Source organism: Kitasatospora sp. NPDC036934 (assembly GCF_055608425.1).
This window is the reverse complement of sequence record NZ_JBVJQR010000015.1, coordinates 135,672-151,466: the sequence shown is the minus strand read 5'-3', so window position 1 is coordinate 151,466 and position 15,795 is coordinate 135,672. Positions and strand designations below refer to the sequence as shown.

Sequence of the window (15,795 nt, the reverse complement as noted above, 5' to 3'; positions counted from 1 at the left end):
GGTGATCTGAATGTTGAGTTGGGGTGACCGGGTTTGACGAGCCGTCTGCTGACGCGCGGTACTGCGGTTCTCGCCGCAGGAGCATTGGTCTGGGCCGCTGCCGCACCAGGAGCGTCAGCTGATCAGATCAGAGACCATCAGTGGGCGCTGAAGACCTTCAGCGCTGAGTCGGACGTCTGGTCGGTCAGTGAGGGCGACGGGGTTGTCGTCGGAGTGATCGACTCCGGGGTGAACCAGGATCACCAGGATCTGACCGGGCAGATTCTGCCCGGAGCCGACTACTCGGGTGGAAATTCTGACGGTCGCGTAGACAACAAGGGTCACGGCACCGGAATTGCGAGCCTGATTGCGGGGCACGGGCACGGCCCGGAAGCAGGAGTCATGGGGTTGGCCCCTAAGGCCAAGATCCTTCCGGTGAAGGTGGGGACAGAAGACGATGGCTCCAACCCCCAGCAGACCGGGTTCGCGGACGCGATCCGATTTGCGGTCGACCATGGTGCGAAGATCGTCAACTTGTCTCTTGGAGGGAAGTTCCGCCTCGATTCAGAGTTGCGAAAAGCCGTCAACTACGCAGTTTCGAAGGATGTCGTGCTGATTGCCGCCGTCGGAAACTTCGGCGAGGACTTGGACGGCATTCGATACCCGGCCGCCTTCCCGGGGGTTGTGGCCGTAGGAGCCGTGGACTCCAAAGGGGGTGTATGGGACCGTTCCACCCCAGGTCCGGAGACCACACTCGTCGCGCCTGGCGTGGACATCTATCTCGCCACAGCCAAATCGTCGACGAGTTATGGCGCTGGCGACGGCACGTCCGAAGCCACCGCGTACGTCTCCGCGACCGCCGCGCTCATCCGCTCCAAGTACCCGAACCTGTCTGCCGGGCAGGTGATCAATCGGATGATCAAGACGGCTACCCCTCCCGCCAACGGGACGGTGGTGCCCAACAACCACTACGGCTACGGGATCGTCTCGCCCGCGAAGGCGCTGGAGGCGAACCCGGCCGTGGACGACGGACCCCGTGAGAACCCGCTGCTGAAGCGGGTGGAATCGCACGGCACGCCGCCGAGCGATGACGACACCGATGCGACGGACCAGCCCTCCGCGCCTCCGGCCCCCGAGGCCGGTTCCGGTGGCGGGGGCGGTGACGTGACCGGGCTGGTGGTCGCGGCGGTGGCGGCCGGGGCCGTGGTGGTGGGGGCGTCGGCGGCTGCGGTGGTGATGTCGCGGCGGCGGAAGCGGGCATCGGCTGCGGCGCCGCCGTATCCGCCGCAGCCGCCCTACGGGGGGCCGGGTCGGTGAGTGGTGCCGAGCCGGTCGTCGCGTAGGGCGGCGGCCAAGTGGGGGACGTCCCGGTAGCGGTCGTCCCAGTGGTGGGTCTGGCGGGCGCCCAGGATGCCGGGACTTTCGGCGCGGGGCCTATTCGGCGACGGCGATCTGCTCCCGGTGGTGGGTGGGGGTGGTGAGTTCGTCGACGATGGCGAGGGCGAGGTCGGCCTGGGCGATCCGGGGGCCGAGGACGCGGGGGCCGCTGACCCGGTAGTGACCGGTGCCGGGGGCGGTGCGGTCGAGGTCCATCGGCGGGGTGACGACGACCCAGTCGAGGGTGGCGGGGGAGGCGTGCAGCAGGTCGAGGGCGGCGGTGTGGCCGAGCGAGAAGGTGCGGTAGGCCTCGGGGAACTCGGGGTCGTCGTGGACGGCGACGCCGGGGGCGGTCTGCAGGGTGGTGGCGACGCCGACGCTGAGCAGGCGCGGTACGCCGGCCCGGCCGAGGCCGGTGACGAGGGCGCTGGTGGCGGCGCGGTAGAACTCGCCGGAGGGGGTGTCGGGGGTGTAGACGGAGCTGACGGCGGCGGGGTGTCCGGTGGCGGTGGCGGCGACGGCGGACGGGTCGGTGACGTCGCAGCACACCAGGGCCACGCCGTCGGCGGCGAGGTCGGCGTGGCGTTCGGGGTCGCGGACGGCGGCGGTGACGGTGAGGCCGCGTCGGCGGGCTTCGACGATGACGGCGCGGCCGACCTGTCCGCCTGCGCCGTAGACGATGACGTCCGCGCGGTGCTGCTGGGCTGCGGTACTGCTCATGGGGGTCTCCGGTGGGCCGGTGGCGGGCGTTGTCGTCCGCCGGTGCGGTGACGGTAGACCGGGGGGTGCCGGTTACTTCAACGGAACCGTCCTCGCCGTGGCCGGTCGCCCGGGTACGGTCGGTGGCATGACGCAGACCGTGCCGGCGCCGCTGCCGGCGGACTTCTTTTCGGCTGACTGTCGGGTGCAGTCGGTGCCGGTGCTGGGCAGCCGGAAGTGGGCATGGCGGATCATCCGTTGTCTGGAGGGCGGGCCGCGCCGGTTCTCGGAGCTGCGGGTGCCGTTGGCGGGCATCACCGCGAAGGTGCTGACGGAGTCCTTGCGTTCGATGGAGCGGGACGGCGCGGTGGTCCGCACCGAGTACCCGGGGAATCCGCCACGGGTCGAGTACTCGCTGACGCCGTTGGGGCGGACGCTGCTCGGGCCGATGGACGCGGTGTGCGAGTGGAGCCGCGAGAACCTGGACGGTCTGCTGGCGGCCCGGCTGGAGTACGAGCGCGACTCGCCCTGACTGCCCTGACTGCCCTGACTGCCCTGACTGCCCTGACTGCCCTGACCGCCCTGACCGCCCGGCTCTATCAGGCTGACCGGCCTGACCGCGGGTACGGCCCGGTCTGGCAGCATTTCGGCGCTCGCTGGCGCCCTTGCCGCTGGTGGGCCGGTCCGCGGGGCGGCCATGCTGGGCCCATGAGCACTCCTGAGCACCTCGTGAGCCCCGCCGACGCGATCGTCCCCGACACCAAGGACTGGACCTGGGTGCTGGAACGCCCCTGTCCCGACTGCGGGTTGGACACCCCTGGGGTGGTGCCCGCGGACGTCGCCGGGATGATCCGGGCCAATGCGGCGGCCTGGCTGACGGTGCTGGCGGGCGACGAGGACGGGCTGCGCCGCCGGCCGCGGCCGGAGGTCTGGTCGGATCTGGAGTACGCCTGCCACGTCCGGGACGTCTTCCGGCTGTTCCTGGTCCGGCTGGGGCTGATGCTCGATCAGGACGGCCCGTTGTTCCCGAACTGGGACCAGGACGAGACGGCGGTCGCCGAGCGCTACCACGAGCAGCGGCCGCAACTGGTGGCGGCGGAGCTGGCGGAGGCCGGGGAGGCGCTGGCAGTGGCGTTCGAGGAGGTGTCGGGGGAGCAGTGGCGGCGGACCGGGGCCCGTAGCGACGGGGCGCGGTTCACCGTCGAGTCCTTCGCCCGCTACCTGATCCACGACCCGGTGCACCACCTGTTCGACGTGACCGGCAGGCGGGTCTGAGATCGGTTCTGAGGCCGGGGATGAGAACGGGTCTGAGACCGGCTCCGAGGCCGCCTCCGGAGCCTGGCGCCGCGGCTCACCAGCCGGAGGCCTCGCGGAGCATGGTGCGGCGGAGCCGGCCCGCGACGCTGGCGGTGTCGGTGCCGATGACGTCGGCGATCTCCGGGGCGGCGAGGCCGACGACGTAGTGGAGGATCGCCAGATCGTCGTCGGCGGGGTGGTGGTCGGGTTCGGCGGCGGCCGCCTGCCGGGTGTGGTCGGCGACGGTGCCGCGCAGGATCTGCCAGGCGAGCGCGGTGGGGTTCGGACTGGTGAGCAACTCCCGCCATTGGACGGCGATTTCCGCGAAGGCGTGTTGGACGGCGATGGCCGCGTCGGCGTGCTCGGTCAGCCACACCCGGGCGTAGCTGAGGTACCGGGGGCGGTGGAGTTCGCAGAAGGCCGCGAACTCCAGCGGTACGTCCTCCGGTTCGTCGGCCCTCGGGGGAGGGCCGGCGGCGCTCGTATGACGGTTGGTCATCTCGTCTTCTCGGCAAGGGAGATGGGTTTCTGACGGTCGATCGTCTGTGCTCACTCTACGGTAGGCCCTCGGTGCGCTGGGTGACCAATCTGATGGAATGCCCGGAACCCGCCGCCGCTCGTCCGGTTCCGGTGGCGGTCGGTGCGGTGTGGCGGCGGTACTGCCGGTCGGGGCCGGTCGGGGGAGTGCTGCGCAGTGCTGCTGGGGGCGTGGCTGGGAGTGCGGCTGGAAGCGTGTCGCGGCTGGTCAGAGGGTGTGGGACGGCTGTGGTCGCACGGCAGTTGAGGTGCCACCGTAGGGCCTGTCGGGTCCGGCGTCCACGCCCAGGGCGCGAAGTCGCGTCCGCACTACCACCTGTGCGACCGCACTCACGGCGGGGGTTGCGCCGGGGCGGGCGGGGGTGGGTGCGTCGAACGCGCCCCGGCGGCCTGCGGCGACCGGGGCGCGGGGCGGGGCGGCGCGGGTCCGCCCGGTCAGGAGTTCGGGAGCGGCTCCGTCGGGGAGATCCGGTCGTCGGCGGTGTGGCCGCGTTCGACCTGGGCGGGGAAGGCCTCGACGGCCCGCCGCCGGGCGAGTTGGGCGGCCACGGCGGCCGCGGCCGCAGCCGCTGCGGCGGCCCCTGCGGCGGCCTCCTCGCGCTCGCACCGGTGGGTGCTGGGCGTTCCGGGGACGTGGGCGGTCGTGCTGTGCCCGCCGCCCGGGTGCGCGCCCCCGGCATGGTCACCGGTGGTGTGCGGGCCGGTGGTGTGCGGGTCGGTCGCGTGCCCCCCGGTGGCGTGCCCGCCGCCCGGGTGCGCCCCTCCGGTGTGCGTCGCGCCGGTGCGCGCCCCCGCCGCGCGCCGCCGGCGGCCGAGCTCGACCCGCTCGGCGTGTTCCTCGGCCGCCTGTCTAGCGGCCAGGTAGGCCTGCACGGCGGCCATGCCGTAGACCGGCTGGATGAGCTGGTGGCCCTTGAAGAAGGGTCTGGCCGGGGCGAACCCGGCGGCTACCACGAGGTCGCGGATCTCTGCTATCTCGGCCTCGCTCCGGGCGGTGAAGCGGACCTCCCAGCCCTTCTTGTACGTATGGCCCTTCTCACCGCTACGGCGGGCCGGGTCCGGGCGGCGGACGTATCCGGGCAGACGGCCGAGGCGGAGCTGGGCCGCGCGGAGGCCGGCGGTCTCGTCACGTGACATGACGTAAGCCTAGGCAATCCGAGAGGTGCGATTGACGCCCGGCGGGTCCCTCGCCGTATGCCCTTGATCACTCTGGGTCAGGCGGCCAGGTCGGCAGTCGTTTTCGATCAGATCCGATAGCCATATGAACGTCATTTACTCCAAATGAGTGAGGGTATGAGGACTTTAGTGCAGGCTGATCCCGGTTTCGCGACGGTTGGGTAACGGTGCGTCAGGCTGTCGCACGCGGGTCGCCGGGGTTGGGGATGGTGAGCGCATGAGCTACCGGATTCCCTCGCCGCCGCCGTCCCTCGAGGAGTTGGCGAAGCGTCAGCAGAACGTCGTCACCGCGAGCCAGCTGCGTGCCCGGGGCGTGCCGGCCCGGGTCATCACCGAGCACTGCCGCCGGGGCGGCCCCTGGCAGCGGCTGCTGCCCCGGGTCTACCTGCTGCAGTCCGGCGAGCCCACCCCGGAGCAGCGGATGTGGGCCGCGCTGCTGTACGCGGCGCAGAACGGTCGGGAGGAGGGCCGTCGGGACGGCGCGGTGATCACCGGCGCGGCCGCGCTGGCGCTGTACGGCTTCGCGGCCGTGCCCCGGCTGCCCGCGGTGACCGGGGTGGACGTCCTGGTGCCCCGGCAACGCCGGCTCAAGGACGCCGGTGAGGTGCGGATCCGGCGCACCGAACGGGAGTTGGAGGCCCGCTCGGTGCACGGACTGGCCTGCGCGCCGGTCGCCCGGGCGGTCGCCGACGCGCTGGCCGAGTGGACGGTGGACGGCGCTCCGGCGGGCGACCCGGTGCCGGTCCGCGAGCTGCTGCGGGAGGCCGTGTCCCGACCGGACGCCCGGTGCACGGTACGGGAGTTGGCCGCCGAGCTGGTCGAGTCCGGGCTGACCGGGGAGCCCCGGGTGCGCGCCGCCCTGGATGAACTCCTCGCCGCCGAGCGGGACTTCGTGCTGGAGCAGGTGGACCGGCTGGTGGACGAGTGGCTGCTGCCCGCCCCGTTGGCCACCCCGGAGCTGCGGATGCGCGGCGGCACCTACATCGGCGTCCCGGACCTCTACTGGCCGGAGCAGGGCGTCGCGGTCGAGGTGGACTCGGACCTTCGCTGCGTCAGCGAGGGCGAGGCCGCCTGGGTGCGGGGCGGCCAGCACCGGATGGAGTACCTGGGCATCCGGGTCGTGTACGTCTCCGGGGCCCGGCTGGCCGCCGACCCGGACGCGGTCGGCGGGGAGCTGCGCGAGGCCTACCGGGTCGGCGGGACGGACGTGGTGGAGCTGATGGTGGCCTGAGGCCGGTCCGCGCTCCGTGCGAACGCTCGTCAGCGCCTTGGCTGAACGCTCGTCCGTGCTCCGCATTCCGTACGAACGCTCAGGCGGGACGGACCACCGGCGCGCCGACCAGCTCGACTCCGGCCGCCCGCAGCTCCTCCAGCGCGGCGGCGGTGGTCTCCGGTGCGACGCCGGCGGTGAGGTCCAGCAGCACCCGGGTGGTGAAGCCGGCCCGGGCGGCGTCCAGGGCGGTGGCCCGTACGCAGTGGTCGGTGGCGATGCCGACCACGTCGACCTCGTCGACCTTGCGCTCGCGCAGCCACTCCATCGGCCCGCGGTCGTTCTCGTCCAGTCCCTCGAAGCCGCTGTAGGCCGCCGAGTAGGCGCCCTTGTCGAAGACCGCCTCGACCGCCCCGGAGATCACCGCGGGCGCGAAGTTGGGGTGGAAGCCCACCCCCTCCGTCCCGGCCACGCAGTGCACCGGCCAACTGGTGACGTAGTCCGGCTCGGTGGAGAAGTGCCCGCCCGGGTCGATGTGGTGGTCGCGGGTGGCGAGGATGTGCTGGTAGCCGGGGGAGGACTCGGCGATCAGGTCGGTGATGGCGGCGGCCACCTCGGCGCCGCCGGCGACGGCCAGGCTGCCGCCCTCGCAGAAGTCGTTCTGCACGTCGACGACGATCAGTGCCCGGTGCATGGTTCGCATCCTCGGATGTGGGGGCGGTGCGCCCCGGTGGCGGGGTCCTCGCGAACGCCGGATGGCTCGGGAGGAACTCCAGGGGAACTCTACGGCTGACTCTAGGGAGTGGCGCGCGGGGGCGGAAGGCTTGGGGCCCGTCTTCGGACTCCCGCCTACGCGGCGGGCGCGACGGGAGTCCGAAGGCGGGCCGCGCGGACCGCCGCCGGCCGGCGCGGCCCGGCGCGGCCCGCGCGGACCGGAGCGGATCAGTCGATCAGCTCGGTCGGGATGACCGGGTCCCCCTTGGAGAGCTGGGTGGCCGACAGCGGCAGCGCGGCCCGGGCCCGGACGTGCCGGTCGCGGGCGGCGGCCAGCGGCTCGCGGCCGACGGCCTCGCCGGCCAGCACCAGCGGTACCTGCACCAGGTGCGGCCGCAGCTCCTCGGGGACCGGACCGGTGCCGACCACCTCGGCCTCGGCCACGCCCTCGGCGTCGGGCCGGCGGGCGGCCCACTTGCGGCCGCCGATGCTGGTCTTGCCGCCGGCCGCGCGCTTGGCCACCGGCACCAGCGGGCCCTCCGGGGTCTCGGCGCGGGCGACCAGCTTGTAGACCATCGCGCAGGTCGGGTGGCCGCTGCCGGTGACCAGGCTGGTGCCGACGCCGTAGCCGTCCACCGGGGCGGCGGCGAGGGCGGCGATCGCGTACTCGTCGAGGTCGGAGGTGACGATGATCCTGGTCTGGTCGGCGCCCAGTTCGTCCAGCTGACGGCGGACCCGGTGGGCCGCCAGGATGAGGTCGCCGGAGTCGATCCGGACCGCGCCCAGTTCGGGCCCGGCGACCTCGACGGCGGTGCGGACGGCCTCGCGCAGGTCGAAGGTGTCGATCAGCAGGGTGGTGCCCTTGCCCATCGACTCGACCTGGGCCCGGAAGGCGTCCCGCTCGCTGTCGTGGACCAGGGTGAAGGCGTGCGCGGAGGTGCCGGTGGTGGGGATGCCGTGGAGGTAGCCGGCCTCCAGGTCGGAGGTGGCGGCGAAGCCGGCCACGTAGGCGGCCCGGGCGGCGGCGACGGCGGCCTGCTCGTGGGCCCGGCGGGCGCCCAGTTCGATCACCGGCCGGCCGCCGGCCGCGGCGGTCATCCGGGAGGCGGCGGCCGCGACGGCGGAGTCGAAGTTGAGGATCGAGAGGATCACCGTCTCCAGGATCACCGTCTCGGCGAAGCTGCCCTCGACGGTGAGCACCGGCGAGCCGGGGAAGTAGACCTCGCCCTCGGGGTAGCCGTGGATGTCGCCGCGGAAGCGGTAGTCGGCGAGGAACCGCAGGGTCTCCTCGTCGATCACGCCCTGGTCGGACAGCCAGTCCAGCTGGGCGGTGTCGAAGCGGAAGTTCTCGACGGCGTCCAGCACCCGGCCGGTGCCGGCCATGACGCCGTAGCGGCGGCCGCTGGGCAGGCGCCGGGTGAACACCTCGAAGACGGAGCGGCGGTGCGCGGCCCCGCTGCGCAGGGCGGCCTGCAGCATGGTGAGCTCGTAGCGGTCGGTGAGGAGCGCGGTCGAACCGGCCGCGCGCACTGAAGTGGCGTCCATGCGGATGATGCTACTACCACTTAGCGTCAGAGTGACGATTTCTCGCGGCGCGACCCGGGTCGGAATCGCCCGGGTGTCCCCCGGATGGCAGCATGGGGCTTGAGGAGCAACGGACGAGTGTGCAGCGAGGAGGCCCCGCGGTGAGTGTCGCGCCCGTGGAGATCGAGCGCCCGGAGGTCGAAGGACAGCCGGTGACGGAACCGGACACGCCGTGGGTGACCATCGTGCACAACGACCCGGTCAACCTCATGAGCTATGTCCAGTACGTCTTCCAGGCCTACTTCGGCTACCCGAAGGACAAGGCCCGGAAGCTGATGATGGACGTGCACACCAAGGGCCGGGCGGTGGTCTCCAGCGGCTCCCGCGAGGAGATGGAGCGGGACGTCCAGGCGATGCACGGCTACGGCCTGTGGGCGACGCTGCAGCACGACTGACCGCCCAGCGGCGCACAGCTGACTGACCGCCCGCCGGCCCGGCGGCGCGGCCGAAGACGACGAAGACGGGCTGACCGATACAGATGGCTGGGTTGTTCGAGAGCACCGGCGATGGTGGCGCGGCGATCGCGCTGGACGAGGTGGAGGCCTCCATCCTGCGCTCGCTGGAAGTGCAGATGCTGGAGCTGATCGGCCCCGGCCCGGGCGGGGCGGGCGACGACCCGCTGGCGGCGCTGTTCGCCGAGGGCCCGTCCGAGGCCCCCGCGGATCCGGCGCTGGCCCGGCTCTTCCCGGACGCCTACGGCGGCCCGGGCGCGCCGGAGGACGACGAGACGCGGGCCGCGGCCGCCGAGTTCCGCCGCTACACCGAGCTGGACCTGCGGGCCCGAAAGCGGGACGACGCGCTGCAGGTGGTCCGGAGCCTGGACGGCCTCGGGGGTGGCGGGATGCTCAAGCTGGCCGCCCCCGACTGCCTGCGCTGGCTGGGCGCTCTCAACGACCTGCGGCTGACCCTCGGGGCGCGGTTGGAGATTGCAGAGGAGGACGAGCAGGGCCTCTACGGGCTGCCGGACGGCGACGAGCGCAAGCCGCTGGTGATGGCCTACCTGTGGCTGGGGGCGCTCCAGGAGTCGCTGCTGGAGGCGATCACCGACTGACCGGGGGCGGCTTCCACCGTCTGCTCGGCGTGCTCTGCCCGTGCGCTCCGCTCGACGTCCTGTCCGTCGATCCTGCCCGCTTTCGGGCAAGCCCCGGCCGTTCAGTCCAGTATGTGGACGATCGGCCGGGGCATTTTCCCATAAAACGGGCAAAAGCTAGCAGGACATGCTCAAATATCGCTCAGATGAACACCGGCATCCGGATCGGGCGTGGTACGACTTCTCCCCACAAACGAGGCCCTCCAAGGACGGTGACCATGGCCGAGCAGATCTACGACCAGGTGGTCGACGCGAAACCGGACGAGGAGGGCTACGAACGGGGGCTGGGCAGCCGCCAGATCCAGATGATCGCGATCGGCGGCGCGATCGGCACCGGCCTCTTCCTCGGCGCCGGCACCGCGATCTCCAAGTCCGGGCCGAGCCTGATCCTCTCCTACGCGGTGGCCGGCCTGGTGATCTTCGCGATCATGCGCGCCCTCGGCGAACTGCTCACCTACCGCCCGGTCTCCGGCAGCTTCGCCGAGTACGCCCGGGAGTTCCTCGGCCCCTTCGCCGGCTACGTCACCGGCTGGACGTACTGGCTGTTCTGGGTCGTCACCGGCATGGCGGAGACCACCGCCGCCGCCGTGTACGTCAAGTTCTGGGCGCCCGGCATCCCGCAGTGGGCCAGCGCGCTGACCTTCCTGGTCATCCTCTACGCGGCCAACCTGATCTCGGTGAAGCTGTTCGGCGAGATCGAGTTCTGGTTCTCCATGGTCAAGGTCACCGCCATCATCGGCATGATCCTGATCGGCATCGGCGTGCTCACCCTGGGCTTCAGCAAGGCCGGTGACACCGCGTCGATCACCCACCTGTGGCAGGACGGCGGCTTCTTCCCCAAGGGCATCGGCGCCACCGTGATGACCCTGCAGATCGTCATGTTCGCCTACCTGGGCGTCGAACTCGTCGGCGTCACCGCGGGCGAGAGCGAGAACCCCGAGAAGACCCTGCCGCGCGCCATCAACACCCTGCCCTGGCGCATCGCCCTGTTCTACATCGGCTCCCTGGTCATCATCCTGTCGCTGGTCCCGTGGCAGGAGTTCCAGCCCGGCGTCAGCCCGTTCGTCGCCGCCTTCGGCAAGATCGGCATCCCGGCCGCGGCCGGGATCATCAACTTCGTGGTGCTCACCGCCGCCCTCTCCTCCTGCAACTCCGGGATGTACTCCACCGGCCGCATGCTGCGCGACCTCGCCCTGCGCGGCCAGGCCCCCGGGCGGCTCACCAAGCTCAACACCCGCCGCACCCCGGCCTTCGCGATCACCTTCTCCTGCCTGCTGATGGGCGCCGGGGTGGTGCTCAACTACCTGGTCCCGGCACGGGCGTTCGAGTACATCACCTCGGTCGCCACGGTCTGCGGGCTGTGGACCTGGGCGATGATCCTGATCTCCCAGATCCGCTACCGCAGGGCCTGGCGGGCCGGCCACCTGCCGCCGCCCACCTTCAAGGCCCCCGGCGGCGCCTGGGTCAGCTGGGCCGCCCTCGCCTTCCTGGCCATGGTCGTGGTGCTGATCGCCCTCGACAAGGACAACCGGATCTCGCTGTACGTCTTCCCGGTCTGGGCGCTGGCGCTGGTGATCGGCTACCAGGTCCTCAAGCGCCGCAACCCGCAGTCCGTCCACGGCCTCGCCCACGACCACCTGCACGCGGGCAGCGGCGGCTGAACCCCGGGCCCGCGGCCACCCGCGACCGGGTGGCGGACACCCGGTGACCGGGCCTCGGACGCCCCGGCGGACGCCTCCCGGGGCGTGGCATCCTGACCACCATGCTGACCATCACCCGAGAACTCCGCGACCGGATCGTGGCCCACGCCCGCGCCGACCACCCGGACGAGGCCTGCGGCGTGGTCGCCGGACCGGCCGGCAGCGGCCGGCCCGAGCGGTTCATCCCGATGCTCAACGCGGCCCGCTCGCCCACCTTCTACGAGTTCGACTCGGGCGACCTGCTCAAGCTCTACCGCGAGATGGACGACCTGGACGAGGAGCCGGTGATCGTCTACCACTCGCACACCGCCACCGAGGCCTACCCCTCGCGCACCGACGTGAGCTACGCATCCGAGCCGTTCGCCCACTACGTCCTGGTCTCCACCGCCGAGGGCAACGGCGAGGACGACCCCTACCAGTTCCGTTCGTTCCGCATCGTGGACGGAGCGATCACAGAGGAAGACGTCCAGGTCGTCGAGGTCTACCCGGCCTGACCGGCGCCCACCCGGGCGCGGCCCGCCGGCCCGCCGCAAGCGGTCGGCGGGCCGGTGCCGTAACGGCGGAATCCCAACACCCGAAACAACAACATCCGGATCCCGAGACGGGCATGTCGAAGCGGGCCCGGGAATCTATACGATGAGCCCATGCGTTCCGTCGATGTGAGCAACCAGGCCCCGGGCACCCGCCTCGTGGCGCGCCTGCACATCGACCTGTGCCGGCACGCCGGCGCGATCTGTCCCGGCACGCCCGCGCGCTCCCGCTGAGAGCCGCCCCGCCCCACCCGGGCCCCGCCACCTCCCCGGCGGCGCCGAGCCCCGGACACCCTCCGCCCCGCCGCGCCCGCTGCGGCCCACCCATCTCCACGACTCGCACAGGAGCGCACCCATGGCCATCGAGGTCCGCATCCCGACCATCCTCCGCACCTACACCGACGGCGCCAAGGCCGTCGAGGGCAACGGCAGCAACCTCGGGGAACTCTTCACCGACCTCGACGCCCGGCACCCCGGCATCGCCGCCCGGCTGCTCGACGGCGGCGAGCTGCGCCGCTTCGTCAACGTTTACCTGAACGACGAGGACGTCCGGTTCCTGGAGGGCATCTCCACCGCCCTCGCCGACGGTGACAGCGTCACCATCCTGCCCGCCGTGGCCGGCGGCGCCCGCTAGGACGCCCTGGTCTCCCGGCTCTCCCGCCCCTGCTGTCTGGCGGCGGGGGAGCCGCCCTCTTCACCCTCACCGCCGTGGCCGGAGGCCTCCCTTGCGATACGACAGTCCGCTCGAAGCCGTCGGCAACACCCCGCTGGTCCGCCTGCCCCGGCTGTCCGCCGCCGTGCCGGGCAACGGCGGCGGCCTGGTGACCCTCTGGGCGAAGCTGGAGGACCGCAACCCGACCGGTTCCATCAAGGACCGCCCGGCGCTGCACATGATCGAGCGCGCCGAGGCCGACGGCCGGCTCACCCCCGGCTGCACCATCCTGGAGCCCACCAGCGGCAACACCGGCATCTCGCTCGCCATGGCCGCCAAGCTCAAGGGCTACCGGATGGTCTGCGTGATGCCCGAGAACACCAGCGAGGAACGGCGCGAACTGCTCCGGATGTGGGGCGCCGAGATCATCCCCTCCCCGGCGGCCGGCGGCTCCAACACCGCCGTCCGGATGGCCAAGGAGATCGCCGCCGAGCACCCGGACTGGGTCATGCTCTACCAGTACGGCAACCCCGACAACGCGGGCGCCCACTACGCCACCACCGGCCCCGAGATCCTCGCCGACCTCCCGACCGTCACCCACTTCGTGGCCGGCCTCGGCACCACCGGCACCCTGATGGGCGTCGGCCGCTACCTGCGCGAGAAGGCCCCCGGCGTGCGGATCGTCGCCGCCGAGCCGCGCTACGACGACCTGGTGTACGGGCTGCGCAACCTCGACGAGGGCTTCGTACCCGAGCTCTACGACGCCGAGGTGCTCACCACCCGCTTCTCGGTCGGCTCCGCGGACGCCGTCCGCCGCACCCGTGAACTCCTCCAGCAGGAGGGCATCTTCGCGGGCGTGTCCACCGGCGCCATCCTGCACGCCGCGATCGGTGTCGGCCGCAAGGCGGCGGCCACCGGGGAACGCGCGGACATCGTCTTCGTGGTCGCGGACGGCGGCTGGAAGTACCTCTCCACCGGCATCTACACCGCCGAGTCCACCGAGGCGGCGGTCGAGGCCCTGCAGGGCCAGCTCTGGGCCTAGTTCCGCTGCAGGGCGGCCTGGGTCCGGGCCCAGACCTGCCGGTCCACGGTGCCGGTCCGGCGGCGGAAGGCCGACAGCGGCACCTCGCGCAGCTCGTCGGTCTCCAGCCAGCTGGCCCGGCCCTGCCGGTCGCCCACCGAACCGGGCGGCAGCGGCAGCACGCCCGGGCGCTCCGCGTGGTGCTTGCTGGTGATCTTCGCGACGGTGGCCGTCCGGCCGTGCACCCGCAGCACCAGGCAGGGGCGGTCCTTGGAGCCCGGGCCGTCCTCGAACGGCACCTCGGCCCACCAGATCTCCTGCGGCTCCGGGCCGGCCTTGGTGCTCGGGCGCGGCCGCGGTCCGGTGGGGCCGGTCGGGCTCGTCGGGCGCGGTGCCGGGCGGGTGCGCCGCAGCAGCGCGCCCGCGACGGCGGCCAGCACGGCGACGGCCGCCACCAGGAGGACAACCCAGATGCCAGTCATGCGGCGAACCGTACCGGCCCGGCGGTGAACGCCACCACCGTGGCGGCTGTGACAGTTGAGCATTTGTCCGTACGTTGCTCCCGGTTCGTCACGGATCCGCCACGACGCCCGTTCTGCCGACTGCGCCCCGGTGCCGCCCGGAAAGGCTGCCTCACGAACGTCCGCCCCCGTCCCCCCGGAGGTGCTTTCGTGAGCGGCAACGAACTCTGGTCGTACGCCGAGATCGCCCGGCACATCAACGTCCAGCCCGAGACCGTCCGCAACTACCGGCGGCACGGGCTGCTGCCGGAACCGGACGTGATCGACGGCAGCGGACATCCCCGCTGGTACCCCGGGACCATCCGGACCTGGGCCCGCAACCGGCCCCGGCACCGCTGATCCCGCGGCGCTGCCCCCGCCCCGGCGGTCTGGGTGATTCCAGCCACAGCCCGGCACGGGGACGGGGGCAAAGTGCCGGTTCGCCCTTACTCTCAACACACCAACGCAGTACCACCGGCCGGTCCACCGGCCCGGCCTGCGGTTTTCCATGCTGTTTTCGATGCCGTTTTCCAACAGCAGCCAGGACGTGTCGGGGCGGAGGGGCTCGGATGAAACTGACCGTGGTGGGGTGCTCGGGGAGCTTCCCGTCCGCCGACTCGCCGTGCTCAAGCTACCTGGTCGAGGCCGACGGCTACCGCGTGGTGCTGGACCTCGGCAACGGCGCGCTCGGCGCGCTGCAGAAGTACACCAGCCTGTACGAGGTCGACGCCGTCCTGCTCAGCCACCTGCACGCGGATCACTGCGTCGACCTGTGCGCCTACTGGGTCGCCCGCAACTACCGCGCCGAGGGCTGCCCCGGGCTGCTGCCGGTGTACGGTCCGGCCGGCACCGCCGAGCGGCTCGCCCGCGCGTACGACATGCCGGAGAGCCCCGGAATGAAGGAGGTGTTCGAGTTCCGTACGCTCACCCCGGGCAGCTTCCGGCTCGGACCGTTCCGGGTCTCCGTCGCGCAGGTCAACCATCCGGTCGACGCCTTCGCCTTCCGACTGGAACACGACGGCCGCTCGCTGGTCTACTCCGGCGACACCGGTGAGAGCCCCGAACTGGTCGAACTCGCCCGCGACGCCGACCTGTTCCTCTGCGAGGCCGCGTACCTGGACGGCCGCGACACCTACCAGGCCGTCCACCTCAACGGGCGGGAGGCCGGCGAGCACGCGGCCGCCGCCGGCGCCCGCCGGCTCGTCCTCACCCACATCCCGCCGTGGACCGACGCCGAGCGCAACCGCCGCGACGCCGCCGCCGCCTACCCCGGCCCGGTCGAACTGGCCCGCGCCGGCGCCGTTTACGAGCTCTGAGCCGCTCCTGACACCCCGTCGGTTCGGCGTCGGCCGGGGGCCGGCAGGCCGAGGTGGTCGCGCAGGGTGGGGCCGGCGTAGTCGGTGCGGAATACGCCGCGGTCCTGGAGCAGGGGGACGACCCGGTCGACGAACTCGTCCAGCCCGCCCGGGGTGAGGTGCGGGACGAGGACGAAGCCGTCGGCGGCGTCGCTCTGCACGAGGCGGTCGATCTGCCCGGCGCCGGGCGGGGACTCAGCCGGGCGGCGGCGGGGGAGGGGGCGGCTCAGCCGCGAAACGCCGCGGACCACACGCGACCGAAGTCGATGTGGCTGCGGGTCGCCAACGGGCACGAGGCGTACGCGACTTCAGTCGACCAGGGGTTCCGGCGGTTCGTCAACCGCCGTCGTCGTGGGCCGGACACGCCGAAGGCCC

The 15,795-nt window shown here is 72.3% G+C and carries 19 protein-coding genes and 1 pseudogene; 13 read left to right on the top strand and 7 right to left on the bottom strand.

Features of this window, described 5'->3' with window-relative positions; genetic code table 11:
- Positions 1-33: 33 nt before the first annotated feature.
- Positions 34-1,296: a type VII secretion-associated serine protease mycosin gene (gene mycP / locus ACZ7BZ_RS24010; protein WP_470360087.1), complete on the top strand. Its 1,263-nt coding sequence runs from the start codon at positions 34-36 to the stop codon at positions 1,294-1,296.
- A 117-nt stretch (positions 1,297-1,413) separates the two neighbouring features.
- On the opposite strand, the gene ACZ7BZ_RS24005 is transcribed toward mycP, so the two are convergent.
- The gene (locus tag ACZ7BZ_RS24005) at positions 1,414-2,076 is read right to left on the bottom strand and encodes an NAD(P)-dependent oxidoreductase (protein ID WP_470360086.1); all 663 of its coding nucleotides are present in this window, start codon (positions 2,074-2,076) and stop codon (positions 1,414-1,416) included.
- 127 nt (positions 2,077-2,203) lie between these two features.
- Between ACZ7BZ_RS24005 and ACZ7BZ_RS24000 the strand changes: the two genes are divergently transcribed.
- Entirely contained in the window at positions 2,204-2,587 is a 384-nt protein-coding gene (locus tag ACZ7BZ_RS24000) for a winged helix-turn-helix transcriptional regulator (protein WP_470360085.1), read from the top strand.
- A gap of 176 nt (positions 2,588-2,763) precedes the next feature.
- A complete protein-coding gene (locus ACZ7BZ_RS23995; RefSeq protein ID WP_470360084.1) occupies positions 2,764-3,330 on the top strand; it encodes a DinB family protein in 567 nt (188 codons plus the stop codon).
- A gap of 76 nt (positions 3,331-3,406) precedes the next feature.
- On the opposite strand, the gene ACZ7BZ_RS23990 is transcribed toward ACZ7BZ_RS23995, so the two are convergent.
- The gene (locus tag ACZ7BZ_RS23990) at positions 3,407-3,850 is read right to left on the bottom strand and encodes an RNA polymerase sigma factor (RefSeq protein ID WP_470360083.1); all 444 of its coding nucleotides are present in this window, start codon (positions 3,848-3,850) and stop codon (positions 3,407-3,409) included.
- A gap of 473 nt (positions 3,851-4,323) precedes the next feature.
- On the bottom strand, positions 4,324-5,025 hold the full coding sequence (locus ACZ7BZ_RS23985; protein ID WP_470360082.1) for a hypothetical protein: 702 nt from the start codon (positions 5,023-5,025) through the stop codon (positions 4,324-4,326).
- Positions 5,026-5,281: 256 nt separating this feature from the next.
- Between ACZ7BZ_RS23985 and ACZ7BZ_RS23980 the strand changes: the two genes are divergently transcribed.
- A complete protein-coding gene (locus ACZ7BZ_RS23980) occupies positions 5,282-6,295 on the top strand; it encodes a hypothetical protein (protein ID WP_470360081.1) in 1,014 nt (337 codons plus the stop codon).
- A 79-nt stretch (positions 6,296-6,374) separates the two neighbouring features.
- On the opposite strand, the gene ACZ7BZ_RS23975 is transcribed toward ACZ7BZ_RS23980, so the two are convergent.
- Both ACZ7BZ_RS23975 and ACZ7BZ_RS23970 read right to left on the bottom strand, forming a co-directional pair.
- Positions 6,375-6,968, bottom strand: a complete 594-nt coding sequence (locus ACZ7BZ_RS23975) for an isochorismatase family protein (RefSeq protein WP_470360080.1) — start codon at positions 6,966-6,968, stop codon at positions 6,375-6,377.
- 248 nt (positions 6,969-7,216) lie between these two features.
- Complete coding sequence (locus ACZ7BZ_RS23970; RefSeq protein WP_470360079.1) at positions 7,217-8,533, bottom strand: nicotinate phosphoribosyltransferase; 1,317 nt, start codon at positions 8,531-8,533, stop codon at positions 7,217-7,219.
- Between the two features lie 140 nt (positions 8,534-8,673).
- On the opposite strand from ACZ7BZ_RS23970, the gene clpS reads away from it, so the two are divergent.
- The 7 genes from clpS to ACZ7BZ_RS23935 all read left to right on the top strand — a co-directional run bounded on the left by clpS (position 8,674) and on the right by ACZ7BZ_RS23935 (position 13,586).
- Entirely contained in the window at positions 8,674-8,967 is a 294-nt protein-coding gene (gene clpS / locus ACZ7BZ_RS23965) for an ATP-dependent Clp protease adapter ClpS (RefSeq protein ID WP_030284071.1), read from the top strand.
- An 83-nt stretch (positions 8,968-9,050) separates the two neighbouring features.
- Positions 9,051-9,623, top strand: coding sequence for a DUF2017 domain-containing protein (locus tag ACZ7BZ_RS23960; RefSeq protein ID WP_470360078.1), 573 nt, complete (start codon positions 9,051-9,053; stop codon positions 9,621-9,623).
- A 257-nt stretch (positions 9,624-9,880) separates the two neighbouring features.
- Positions 9,881-11,323 carry an amino acid permease gene (locus ACZ7BZ_RS23955; protein ID WP_470360077.1) on the top strand — a complete coding sequence of 481 codons (1,443 nt, stop codon included), beginning with the start codon at positions 9,881-9,883 and terminating at the stop codon, positions 11,321-11,323.
- Positions 11,324-11,424: 101 nt separating this feature from the next.
- Complete coding sequence (locus tag ACZ7BZ_RS23950; RefSeq protein WP_470360076.1) at positions 11,425-11,856, top strand: M67 family metallopeptidase; 432 nt, start codon at positions 11,425-11,427, stop codon at positions 11,854-11,856.
- 150 nt (positions 11,857-12,006) lie between these two features.
- Positions 12,007-12,126 (top strand): putative leader peptide, encoded by a 120-nt coding sequence (locus ACZ7BZ_RS23945; protein ID WP_317621128.1) that lies wholly within the window; start codon positions 12,007-12,009, stop codon positions 12,124-12,126.
- A 121-nt stretch (positions 12,127-12,247) separates the two neighbouring features.
- Positions 12,248-12,526: a MoaD/ThiS family protein gene (locus ACZ7BZ_RS23940; RefSeq protein WP_360496886.1), complete on the top strand. Its 279-nt coding sequence runs from the start codon at positions 12,248-12,250 to the stop codon at positions 12,524-12,526.
- 91 nt (positions 12,527-12,617) lie between these two features.
- Positions 12,618-13,586, top strand: coding sequence for a PLP-dependent cysteine synthase family protein (locus tag ACZ7BZ_RS23935; RefSeq protein WP_470360075.1), 969 nt, complete (start codon positions 12,618-12,620; stop codon positions 13,584-13,586).
- Here ACZ7BZ_RS23935 and ACZ7BZ_RS23930 read toward each other — a convergent pair.
- Complete coding sequence (locus ACZ7BZ_RS23930; RefSeq protein ID WP_470360074.1) at positions 13,583-14,047, bottom strand: type II toxin-antitoxin system PemK/MazF family toxin; 465 nt, start codon at positions 14,045-14,047, stop codon at positions 13,583-13,585. The genes ACZ7BZ_RS23935 and ACZ7BZ_RS23930 overlap by 4 nt on opposite strands.
- 189 nt (positions 14,048-14,236) lie before the next feature.
- Between ACZ7BZ_RS23930 and ACZ7BZ_RS23925 the strand changes: the two genes are divergently transcribed.
- Entirely contained in the window at positions 14,237-14,425 is a 189-nt protein-coding gene (locus ACZ7BZ_RS23925; RefSeq protein WP_380463708.1) for a MerR family transcriptional regulator, read from the top strand.
- Between the two features lie 209 nt (positions 14,426-14,634).
- Positions 14,635-15,381: an MBL fold metallo-hydrolase gene (locus ACZ7BZ_RS23920; RefSeq protein WP_470360073.1), complete on the top strand. Its 747-nt coding sequence runs from the start codon at positions 14,635-14,637 to the stop codon at positions 15,379-15,381.
- Here the strand turns inward: ACZ7BZ_RS23920 and ACZ7BZ_RS23915 are convergent.
- Positions 15,369-15,602 (bottom strand): annotated as a pseudogene (locus ACZ7BZ_RS23915) (hypothetical protein); the annotation flags it as partial. The gene ACZ7BZ_RS23920 and the pseudogene ACZ7BZ_RS23915 sit on opposite strands and share 13 nt — an antisense overlap.
- Positions 15,603-15,795 lie beyond the last annotated feature (193 nt).

What these genes read in the sequence shown, in the direction of transcription:
- ACZ7BZ_RS23940 (WP_360496886.1), top strand. Translation starts at nt 12,248, where the DNA reads ATGGCCATCGAGGTCCGCATCCCGACCATCCTCCGCACCTACACCGAC.
- ACZ7BZ_RS23970 (WP_470360079.1), bottom strand. Translation starts at nt 8,533, where the DNA reads ATGGACGCCACTTCAGTGCGCGCGGCCGGTTCGACCGCGCTCCTCACC.
- ACZ7BZ_RS23985 (WP_470360082.1), bottom strand. Translation starts at nt 5,025, where the DNA reads ATGTCACGTGACGAGACCGCCGGCCTCCGCGCGGCCCAGCTCCGCCTC.
- ACZ7BZ_RS23930 (WP_470360074.1), bottom strand. Translation starts at nt 14,047, where the DNA reads ATGACTGGCATCTGGGTTGTCCTCCTGGTGGCGGCCGTCGCCGTGCTG.
- ACZ7BZ_RS24000 (WP_470360085.1), top strand. Translation starts at nt 2,204, where the DNA reads ATGACGCAGACCGTGCCGGCGCCGCTGCCGGCGGACTTCTTTTCGGCT.
- ACZ7BZ_RS24005 (WP_470360086.1), bottom strand. Translation starts at nt 2,076, where the DNA reads ATGAGCAGTACCGCAGCCCAGCAGCACCGCGCGGACGTCATCGTCTAC.
- ACZ7BZ_RS23955 (WP_470360077.1), top strand. Translation starts at nt 9,881, where the DNA reads ATGGCCGAGCAGATCTACGACCAGGTGGTCGACGCGAAACCGGACGAG.
- ACZ7BZ_RS23960 (WP_470360078.1), top strand. Translation starts at nt 9,051, where the DNA reads ATGGCTGGGTTGTTCGAGAGCACCGGCGATGGTGGCGCGGCGATCGCG.
- ACZ7BZ_RS23950 (WP_470360076.1), top strand. Translation starts at nt 11,425, where the DNA reads ATGCTGACCATCACCCGAGAACTCCGCGACCGGATCGTGGCCCACGCC.
- ACZ7BZ_RS23975 (WP_470360080.1), bottom strand. Translation starts at nt 6,968, where the DNA reads ATGCACCGGGCACTGATCGTCGTCGACGTGCAGAACGACTTCTGCGAG.
- ACZ7BZ_RS23945 (WP_317621128.1), top strand. Translation starts at nt 12,007, where the DNA reads ATGCGTTCCGTCGATGTGAGCAACCAGGCCCCGGGCACCCGCCTCGTG.
- ACZ7BZ_RS23990 (WP_470360083.1), bottom strand. Translation starts at nt 3,850, where the DNA reads ATGACCAACCGTCATACGAGCGCCGCCGGCCCTCCCCCGAGGGCCGAC.
- ACZ7BZ_RS23920 (WP_470360073.1), top strand. Translation starts at nt 14,635, where the DNA reads ATGAAACTGACCGTGGTGGGGTGCTCGGGGAGCTTCCCGTCCGCCGAC.
- ACZ7BZ_RS23980 (WP_470360081.1), top strand. Translation starts at nt 5,282, where the DNA reads ATGAGCTACCGGATTCCCTCGCCGCCGCCGTCCCTCGAGGAGTTGGCG.
- ACZ7BZ_RS23995 (WP_470360084.1), top strand. Translation starts at nt 2,764, where the DNA reads ATGAGCACTCCTGAGCACCTCGTGAGCCCCGCCGACGCGATCGTCCCC.